Annotated in this window: 8 protein-coding genes and 1 tRNA gene; 5 read left to right on the top strand and 4 right to left on the bottom strand. The window is 53.3% G+C overall.

Going from position 1 to position 9,836, the window contains the following annotated elements; all coding sequences use genetic code 11:
• The first annotated feature begins 244 nt into the window (after positions 1 to 244).
• Entirely contained in the window at positions 245 to 1,372 is a 1,128-nt protein-coding gene (locus tag FJ147_24685; GenBank protein ID MBM4259083.1) for an LLM class flavin-dependent oxidoreductase, read from the top strand.
• Positions 1,373 to 1,444: 72 nt separating this feature from the next.
• On the opposite strand, the gene FJ147_24680 is transcribed toward FJ147_24685, so the two are convergent.
• A tRNA-Leu gene (locus tag FJ147_24680) sits at positions 1,445 to 1,530 on the bottom strand.
• A gap of 277 nt (positions 1,531 to 1,807) precedes the next feature.
• Here FJ147_24680 and FJ147_24675 point away from each other — a divergent pair.
• Positions 1,808 to 2,680, top strand: a complete 873-nt coding sequence (locus FJ147_24675; protein ID MBM4259082.1) for a hypothetical protein — start codon at positions 1,808 to 1,810, stop codon at positions 2,678 to 2,680.
• Between the two features lie 34 nt (positions 2,681 to 2,714).
• A complete protein-coding gene (locus FJ147_24670; GenBank protein MBM4259081.1) occupies positions 2,715 to 4,790 on the top strand; it encodes a hypothetical protein in 2,076 nt (691 codons plus the stop codon).
• Between the two features lie 440 nt (positions 4,791 to 5,230).
• Here the strand turns inward: FJ147_24670 and FJ147_24665 are convergent, their stop codons facing one another.
• Both FJ147_24665 and FJ147_24660 read right to left on the bottom strand, forming a co-directional pair.
• The gene (locus FJ147_24665; protein MBM4259080.1) at positions 5,231 to 6,823 is read right to left on the bottom strand and encodes a hypothetical protein; all 1,593 of its coding nucleotides are present in this window, start codon (positions 6,821 to 6,823) and stop codon (positions 5,231 to 5,233) included.
• Between the two features lie 32 nt (positions 6,824 to 6,855).
• A complete protein-coding gene (locus tag FJ147_24660) occupies positions 6,856 to 8,175 on the bottom strand; it encodes a hypothetical protein (GenBank protein ID MBM4259079.1) in 1,320 nt (439 codons plus the stop codon).
• Between the two features lie 297 nt (positions 8,176 to 8,472).
• On the opposite strand from FJ147_24660, the gene FJ147_24655 reads away from it, so the two are divergent.
• A complete protein-coding gene (locus tag FJ147_24655; GenBank protein MBM4259078.1) occupies positions 8,473 to 8,703 on the top strand; it encodes a hypothetical protein in 231 nt (76 codons plus the stop codon).
• On the top strand, positions 8,690 to 9,196 hold the full coding sequence (locus tag FJ147_24650; GenBank protein MBM4259077.1) for a PIN domain-containing protein: 507 nt from the start codon (positions 8,690 to 8,692) through the stop codon (positions 9,194 to 9,196). Before FJ147_24655 ends, FJ147_24650 begins: the two co-directional genes overlap by 14 nt.
• A 119-nt stretch (positions 9,197 to 9,315) precedes the next feature.
• Here FJ147_24650 and FJ147_24645 read toward each other — a convergent pair whose 3' ends face one another.
• The gene (locus FJ147_24645) at positions 9,316 to 9,621 is read right to left on the bottom strand and encodes a hypothetical protein (GenBank protein ID MBM4259076.1); all 306 of its coding nucleotides are present in this window, start codon (positions 9,619 to 9,621) and stop codon (positions 9,316 to 9,318) included.
• Positions 9,622 to 9,836: the final 215 nt, after the last annotated feature.

Below are 9,836 nucleotides of genomic sequence, written 5' to 3'. Positions count from 1 at the left end.
GCACTGTCTCGTTTCTGCCTCCACGCTCCGCGCCGCGCGCTGTGGAGGACTCAGAATGACACGATTTGAAGTCTGGAGTGTAAAGGGGACGAATGTTCTCAGGTCTGATGTAGCCCTCAGCCTATAGCCTCTTTTCCTCCTTCATTCTTAACCACCCTCTTTTCGTCCTCGTGTTCCCCTGTCGCCCTATCGATGCTATAGCCTGACTATCACTACAATAAACAAGGGCCATTAAGGAGGAGCCATTATGCACGTTGGTTACGGAGCCGCTTTTCAGAACCCCAACAATGCCATGTCTGATGCGGAAGTGTACATGGGCGAGGTCAAGCTGGCAGAGCTCGCCGAGCCATTAGGGTTCGATTCAGTGTGGTCGATCGAGCACCACTTCACCGATTACACGATGTGTCCAGATCCGTTGCAGTTTCTTTCCTACATGGCAGGGAGAACCTCGCACGTAAAACTCGGATCGATGGTTGTCGTGCTACCGTGGCATGACCCAATTCGTGTAGCTGAGCAAATTTCTTTGCTTGATCATGTCTCTAATGGCCGTTTCATTCTCGGCATTGGTCGTGGTCTTGCTCGGGTTGAATATGAAGGATTTCGTCTCGATCAAAACAAAGGTCGCAATGACTTCGTCGAATATGCCGAACTCGTACTGAATGCATTAGAAAAGGGCTACATGGAGGGTGGCACCAAGACGCAACAGCCTCGTCGCGACATTCGCCCCTACCCTGCCCGTTCGTTCAAAGGCCGCACCTATGCTGCCGCAGTCTCCCCCGAGTCAATGCCGATCATGGCCAAGCTCGGCGTTGGCTTGCTCGTCATTCCACAGAAACCCTGGGATGTCGTGAAAAAGGATTTCGAGGTCTATCACAAAGTGTGGAAAGAAGTGAACGGCGCCCAGCCTGCCCCGAAGCCGCTCTGTGGCGGTTTCTTCTATGTTGATGAAAATAAAGACCGTGCCGAAGAACGCGCTATGCACTGGATCTCCGCATATTACCACACCGCAATGAAGCATTATGAAATGACTTCAGAGCAGTTCGGCTCATACAAGAGCTACGAATTTTACAGCGGAGTTGGAAAGTATATCGCTCGTCATGGTCTGGATGGTGCGGCACAGGATTTTGCCAAGCTCATGCCGTTTGGCACTCCCGATCAGGTACTCGAAAAGTTATCGTTCATTAAAGACACCATCGATATGAACGGAATCATGTGCAACTTCAGCTATGCAGGAATGCCGTTCGACGAATGTGAACGCAGCATGCGCTGCTTCGCGAAGTATGTTCTCCCAGAACTGAAAAAATGGAAGGTCGAACCGCTCGTCGAACCCAAACCGTTGAAGATGCCTGCACCGGCGGCAAAAGCAGCGTAAGCATCGATTGTCAATCTTAACGATAAAAAAGGCAGCCTCATCGAGCTGCCTTTTTTGTTGGTGCACTACAAATGCCGGAGACGGGAATTGAACCCGTACACCCAATTAAGGATACAGGATTTTAAGTCCTGTGCGTCTGCCAATTCCGCCACTCCGGCATAGAGGTGTTTGGTAAGGGCACTATCTATATCGTGCGCAACAAAAAAAATCCAGTTTGACTCGTTCCGGCTTTCGCATTAAGGTAACGACCAATTCAGTAAGAGGCGTTCAACTCATTCTTGCCGCTGTTCTGTGGCAGTTACAACACACATGAAACGCATCGTTGTTGTTTTTCCTCTTTTGTTGTGTGTGGCACTGATCTCCTCGGGCTGTCCGACAAAGCGCTTTCCCTGGACAACCGCTAAGCCCACCTCCCTCTCCCCCAAGGACACGCCAATGATTGCGAAAGCGATCCCCGGATTAACAGATAAGCCTGAGAGCAACCCACAGTACGTCACCGAGGAAGACCTGCTAAAGATCGTCAACGAGTTTCAACGCGTAGCAGCGAAAGATACCTATCGCTTCCCGATCCCAAAAGATGTCACCGGGGCCAACGTCTACAAGGCAACCTTAACACGACTTCAGGATTATGAAGCGAAACATCCAGGGGCATATCCCGAAATCCTCGCCTTTACCCGTGGTCGAGCGTACGAAGGCCTGCATGAATACGAGAAGGCAATCGCACAATATCAAGTTGTGAGTCAGAGTAAGCATGCACTGAAAGACGAAGCGACAAAGGCAGTGGAGATACTCATTCGCTTTCGTGACCTGAGGCACACCCCACCTTCAGCAACCACACCACTCGAATATCTCAAGTCTCTGGACCAGCAAATCTCGGTCTGGCAAGAACTACAAAAATTGCAGCCCAACTCCGTGTACGAGGCTCTCGCAAAAGAAGAAGAGGAACGCTTAGACCAGGCGAAAGTAACCTTCCTCGTGATCAACCGCCATCGGATCGAAGATGGCAACGAAAGTGTCGTCCTCGCCTATAACCAGCTCCTCATCAAGCATAAGGAAAGTAGGAATCAATACCGCTATCAGGTCGAGTTCGGGGATTTTTACTTTGCCTTGGCACAAGAGTATGTTGCGCAAAATGATCCACAAAGCTTACAGTTTGATTCGTCAATTTTCGAAGGAGTTGGCCGATCCGCGCTTCGCCTGTATGCTCACGTCGCGCAGGAAGATGGCATCATCGAAAAGCTGGAAGCAAAGGCAAAACTTGACGCGCTTGAAGCGTACATGGCCAAGATTGGCAAGCTCAGTCGCTAACGAAGAGCGCTGCAGTAATGAGAATGGGGATTCTATGAACGCGAATAGAAACCGAGTCGTGTCGTCCGTGTTTCTTTTCATCACTTTGATAGTAACAACCAGTGTTTGTGCAGCACCCGAGCCCTCGGCAGCCGCCCGGGAGTTCACCGACCCCTTGATGCGAAAACTCAACGACTTTCTTCCCACGTACACGCCGTTCACACCGCTCGAATCGCCAGATCGCTATTTCCCCGATGCCGTCGGGAAAAGGGTCGCTGACGCCATTGTTCACGCCTATTTGCAAGACCCAACTGCCGTCGAGCAACGTGCCCGAGAACTTTCAGAGCATGATGCGAAACTTGTCACCAGTGGTGAACAGCCAACCGGATTGACTTCCTACCTCTTCGCGCTCGCGAACGAGCCATCGCCGGTAGATACTGCGGCAAATTCCGACCTTGCGAAAGCCAGTTCTTCTCCCGAGGCGCTGTTGCAATACGCAGACCAGCTTCTCGCTGACGAGAAACGCGATCGGGTTGGTCGCCGCTTCAATTGGATCCTCTCGACGTTCGACATCGGCAGCTTGCTGTTCGGCGCTCCTCGCGCACCCATGCCATACGGAGCGCAAGGAGTCGTCTCTGAGTGGAGTAGCAGTAACGATCCTGCCCCACGTGAACGCAAGGCGCTCGTCTTTTACCGTGAGTTTCTCCGCCGCTTTCCTGAAGATGCGCGGGTCAAGGACGTCGAACAGAAAGCACGCGACCTCGATACGCGACGCAAACAAGCGATGCTCAACGTCGAACTGGGCCGTGCTGAAGCTGCCTTCAAAAAAGGCGACTATTGGGGAGCGAATTTTCACTACCATCTCGCCCTCATGGTTGATGAATCGTCAACCAAAGCAAGAGCAGGGTTAGATCAGGTCGCCGCCCAGCTGCAACAAAAAGAAGACCTGGCAACAAGTACGCCTCGCGATCCGTTAGCTGACATGAAGGCGGCGGAATGGGAACACAGCAAACAGACATTTCAATATTTGCTGCCTGGCAGTGGTTTTGTCAAAGACAATTTTGTCGTGGCCGGCACCCAGATCGCCACAGAAGGGCTGGCTGGCGCCGCGACATTTGGTGCGCTGACGATAGTTCAGACCGCCGCCAAACTCTTCCGGCTTGCAACCAGCAATCCAGTCCCGCGGCAGAAAGTCATCACCGCCGGTGAAGAGTATGTCCATGAGACTCCGCCTGATGAACGCAATCCCGAAGTCTATGAGACGTTAGCAAAAGCGTATGAAAGCGAAGGCAGACTAGATAAAGCCGTGTCGTACTATAAGCTGCTCGGCAAACAGGACGAACAAAAACGTGTGCAGGAACATGCCGGTCAAGCAATTCTGAACATGGCCAAAAAGAGCGAACGCCAAGAACAGAAAGAGAATTATTTACGCACCTTGGTTGAGCAATACCCAAACACCAAGGCAGCCCAGGAAGCCGCACCACTCCTGCGCGAACTCGACTTACCAGCCAATCGCGGTCTGCGGTTAACCAAAGCGTTTCTTCGTGAGCATGAGGAACTCGTCGGTCCACGTGGGCTGGGCCTTAAACCAGAGTTATTCGACGGAGATGTCGATAATGTCGAGTTAGCTGACGAAGGCCTCACGCTGCTTGGCAGTGGTGAAGTGGCCTTGCAGTTTCGCAGTGAGCAAGGATCGCGCGCGAAAGTCTATGCGAGCCCGAACCAACGCTGGGAACAGTTTTGGCGGCAGTTTCGTGCCAAAGGTTACGAGCAAGCCGCAACGCGCGGAGACCAGGGCTTGGCACTATTAGCGCAAGGGGCAGAGGCCGCAGATCGCACCCTGAAAAGCTCACGCGAAAAAAATGACGAAGAAGGCTGGCGCATGCTGCCATACTTATCTGGCAGCGTCGGCGGCTCAGGCGTCGACTTTCGTGGCACCCTACCAAAGGAAATTGCCGGTACACGTCTCTCCTTTGGCAGCGATCAGCGCAGTTCTTATGTTGGGATGGAGGTACCGGTCCCCTTTATTCCGGTTGACTTTCTCTTCCTCGGACGCAATGGCATACCGTCTCTCTATCCAAGGATTCGTCTTCCTGAATCATCGATAAAAGACGAGACGCTGTATCGTTAGCGAGCGGTCTGCCCGTCGAGGAGAAAGTTTAGTAGCCTATTGCATCAATTCTGATGCGTCCGACTCCGTCATGCCCGCGCAGGCAGGCATCCAGGATCTTCAAGTAGAAACCTTTGGTTATTCCTTCTGGATTCCCGCTTTCGCGGGAATGACGTCTTCAACCCAATCCTCAAATTCGTTGCTCCAAACAACCTAGTTGTCGAGTCTCATGACATCGCGTACTCATTTTTGTGCAAAAATCCAAGAAATTCGACGAATTCTTAGTGCGCGATGTTATGAGACCTGACACCTAGTCACTTTGTCCCTATAGCACCTTGGCGCTGCTCAAGCTGTGATACTCTCGTCACCAATTCCTGAATCGCTTGTTGTTGGCTGCCAATCGTTTGCTCTTGCTGAATGGTATAGAGCGTCAGCTCTTCGATCTTCTTGAGTAACTGCATCTACATCTCACTCAAGTTCACACCCTGTTGCTTGATCATTGCCGCTGAGGGAATCTCCGGCAGATGTTGTTCTTGCTTGATGTACACCGCTAACTCCGAGAGGAGGCGGAGTTTGTAGTCCGGTGCGAACACATAGTCGGGCACGGTGAGTTGCGTACCATCATCGATGAAGCTGCCGTTGGTAATGCGAATGTTGCCGTTGACATGGAGGCGGTCGAGTGGCTGGGGCTGGAGGCCGGGAATGCCAATGCCGACGTTGCCTTGATTATCGATAATCATGCGTTGGACGTTAGCGGTGGCGAACCGTAAGGAGGGATTAGGGGCAAGAGAACCGGGCGCAGGCCGGACGTTGAAGAAGCCCGAGCCCAGACCAAAGGAGGCCGCGGAGTAGCCGAAGTTAAAGGCCGTGCCGTTGGCAGAGGGATCGGGCCCGATGGCATTGAAGACATCGGCAGTCGCTAAGCCGAACATATGCAGATTGCCACCAGGGACATCCGTGCCAAGTCCGACCTGACCCGTGCCATTGATGAACAAAGAATTTCCCGGGGCAGCCCCTGAGATAGAAACAATATCGACCTCGTTGTCAAGACCGGCCCCTGGACCCTCAAAGGCGAGAAAACCATTATTGTATTGCAGCCCGAATTCGCTATTGTCATCTGTATCGACGAAACCAATTTCCGGAACCGGGGAGATAACATCAAGCAGCTGGTTTCCTCCAGCTTGAGTGCCAATATCGACGAGGCCAGTACTGGAGGGGCCGCCGAGAACCTGTAGTCTTGTTCCTGGTGTTGTCGTGCCAATCCCGACACGGCCTGTACTACGGTCGATAAAGACTGATCCATTCACTAGCGACATATCCCCATTGGCGTCGACCACGATACTTTTGTCGGCATTGCCCCCTGTGGACGTGAAATCAAGCACGAAGGAAAAATTCTTGATGTCGCTGAGTCTCCAGCGTTGCGTCGTGGCATTGGGCGAATCGGCAAAAATCTGCCACTCGATGTTGGCGAGGTCGGTGTCATCAAAGAGGAGCTGAGGAGACGCACTCGACGCGGTCAGATCCGCCGCCTGCGCCGTGGGCACTAGCCAGTCTAAAACTGCCTGTCCGAGCTGAGTGAGGGTTTGCTGCACCTGCGCAATCGTAGGTAGCTCTAACGCGGAATACGGCTCGTCTTCCGGTGGCGTAATTACCCCACCCTGCACCGTAAACCCGCCCCAGACACGGCCACTACGTCGTCCAGACTGTTCACCCTTCTCTGTGGGCAATGGCGCAGGACTGCCAGTGGGCTCCTGCCACGTCACCCACACTTCATAGCGATAGTAGCCGTCAACTTTCGCCGTGTGCGGCAGCCATTGCACCGGCTCGCCCTTCGTGTGCAGATCCACCACAAAGTGATCGGCAGGATCGACAATCTTCACCGTCATCGCTACCACGTGCGGCACCTTGCCCGGCTCAATATGCACCAGGTTTGGGGCGATCCGCACGATCGCTGGGGGCTCTGTCGTTTGGCTCCAGCTCCGTGTAGGCAGACAGAGAAACATTGCGCTCACTGTGATCAACATCGCTACCTGGCTACCAAGACTCTGTCGCATAATTTGTCCTTTCTTTATGTTGCGTGAATCCGTTATCGAAGCGTGTCGGGACGCTCAGCTTGCTGCTCCAGCGCATCAAGTCGACGGCGTAACTCGACAATGGTTTGCGTGTATTCCTGCTTCATATGCCTCAGCTCACCAATGGTTTGCTCCTGCTGCTGATTAACATGTTCCTGACGCGTGATGGTCTCCTCTTGCTGAATCGTGTACAGCGTCAGCTCTTCGATCTTCTTGAGCAGTTGCATCTGCAGCTCGCTCAGATTCACTCCTTGTGCCTTGATCGTTGCTGCTGAGGGAATCTCCGGCAGATGCTGTTCTTGCTTGATGTACACCGCTAACTCCGAGAGGGGGCGGAGCTTATAGTCCGGCGCGAACACATAGTCGGGCACGGTGAGTTGGGTCTCGTTGGAGATGAAGACACCGTCAGCGCGAATGTTGCCCTGCACGTGCAGTTTGGCCACTGGGGCGACATCGGGATTACCAGGACTCGCCCCGAACTGACCAATGCCGACATTACCGAGGTTATCGATGATCATGCGTTGGACGTTAGCGGTGGCAAAGCGCAAGGAGGGATTGGGGGCAAGAGAGCCAGGCGCAGGCCGGACGTTGAAGAAGCCCGAGCCCAGCCCAAACGATGCACCAGAGTAACCGAAGTTGAAGGCGTTGCCATTGGCTGCGGGATTAGGGCCGATCGCATTGAAGACATCGGCAGTCCCGGGACCAAAGATATGCAGATTCCCCCCTGGGGTCGCCGTCCCAATCCCCACCCGGCCAACACTTGGGTTGTTGGGGTCGTTTTGCAAAAGCAATGTGTTCGTGGGAACGTTCGCTCCGATTTGGAAGGGAAAGGTATTGTTTGATTCATCTTTAAAGGCGATACCGGTTGCCGACAACAATCGCCACGAAGTTGACCCTTCCCCGATGGTGACGGCGGTGAGGCGCAGTGTCGGGAGAAGTCCAACAATGTGGAGGTCATCCGCAGGGATTGTCGTCCCAATCCCAACATGGCCGCTACTGCGATCGATAAAGACTTTTCCATCCGCGAGCGACAGATCGCCGTTGAGATCGACCACCACACTCTTGTCAGCATTAGTCCCTTGCGAGGCGAAATCCAGCACCGTCGAGGCATTCTTGGCATCGGCTAACTTCCAACTTTGCACCCCGAACGTTGACACATTGCTCACAATCTGCCACTCGATCCCTGCCAGATCGGTATCATCAAAGGTAATTGTAGGCGCAGTACTGGATGCGGTAAGGTCCACAGCTTGTGCGGTGGGGACCAGCCCTCCTATTAAGCCCAACGTCACAATCGTGAGCCATCGTGCGAAGCACCGTAAACGTCGATAGACCATTCTCCGGGTTCCTCCTTCTGCTCGTGTCCGCTGCCAATATTCGCAATGTCTACCCTCTTAGGCGTAACAAAAGGTGGAACAGTTGTTCCTAAACGGGCAAAACCGAGAAAATTTTTTCATGACGGTCGTGGAATCGGGACTTGTGCAGTAGCGCAATGGCGTGAGAGCATGAACGTGAGAGGTCGCAGGTGGGACGCTTGCTGTGCGCTCCGGCGTGACCCGGTAGGACCTCTGACTCGGCCCCATTCTATGCTACGTTCAGAGCAACCCGAGCCCGTTCACAGGAGAGGTGATGCAATGACTCTTGAGGAAGCAATTGTTGCAAAGTTACAACGGCTGCCAGAAAGCACCCGAGCGAAGATTCTCACCCTTATTGATGAGTGGATCGAGCAGCACAGTACGAGGGAGAATAAAGAGGCACAACACGCGCTAGCGGTTGTTCAAACCACATGGGCAACACTGACGCTCGATCCGGAGACACTCCACTGGGTCGCGGAAGATAAAGAGCTGGAATATGATCTTGGCTGAGCTGCGGGATGGTCATAGTGTGTTTGTTGATGCCAACATCTTCATCTACCATTTTGGTGGACATTCTCCCCAATGCAAAGCACTCTTGGAACGCTGCGCCCGACGCGAGGTACAGGGATACACATCTACGCCCGTTCTGGCCGAAGTGCTGCATCGTCTTATGGTTGCTGAGGCAATCACAAAAGGGCTAGTCTCAGCTAAAACAGCGGTGAGAAAACTGGGGGAAACACCAGCGCTGGTCAAACAACTCACGCAGTATCAAGACCACGCAAATAAAATTCCCCTGATGAACATCACAATTCTCGCTCTTACGTCTGAAATCGTACAGACAAGTGCGACAGTTCGCCAGGGAGAAGGGCTGCTGACAAATGACTCTTTAGTTGTTGCTTGTATGCGTACACACGGGCTCAAAAAGTTGGCTACTGCAAACGGTGATTTTGATCACATCAATGACCTTGAAGTGTACAAGCCGACAGACCTCAAAGAGAGCTGACGGTTCACTACGCACCACCGCATCGCGGCCCTCCTAAAAACGTATGCCTGTTACGCCTCGGCAAATTCACCCTCACTATAGGTGAACTGTACGACGTTAGTTTCTGGCGTACGTGGCGCTTACGGCGTCTGTTGCCGTCCATGCTCTAGGGCCGACAAGCGAGCAAGCGCTGCGGCAAGTGTCTGTTCGAGAGTAACAATGCGAGCAGCTTGTGTGGTATTGGCGTGCTCTTGTTGAATGGTGTAGAGCGTGAGCTCTTCGATCTTCTTGAGTAATTGCATCTGCATCTCACTCAAGTTCATCCCCTGTTGCTTGATCATCGCCGCCGAGGGAATCTCTGGCAGATGCTGCTCTTGTTTGATGTACGCCGCTAACTCCGAGAGGGGGCGGAGCTTATAGTCCGGCGCGAACACATAGTCGGGCACGGTGAGTTGCGTACCATCATCGATGGTGAGCTTCCGGTAAAGCCGCTTGACACCCGAGGTTGAGAGACAGCAAGAGCTGCTGCGTGGCTGTTCGCACCAAACTCTCACGGCCAGACCGATGCAACGAGCACGAGATGTGAAGCCCTCCAGGGGTTGTTGAGCGTTCCGGCAAGCCTGCGTGACACGAGTCAGGCAAGTTGAGTAGAGTCGGGCCT

The organism is Deltaproteobacteria bacterium (genome assembly GCA_016874775.1).
Taxonomy (GTDB): Bacteria; Desulfobacterota; Binatia; order Bin18; family Bin18; genus VGTJ01.
The sequence above is the reverse complement of the archived record's forward strand: the minus strand, read 5'-3'. Positions and strand labels throughout refer to the sequence as shown.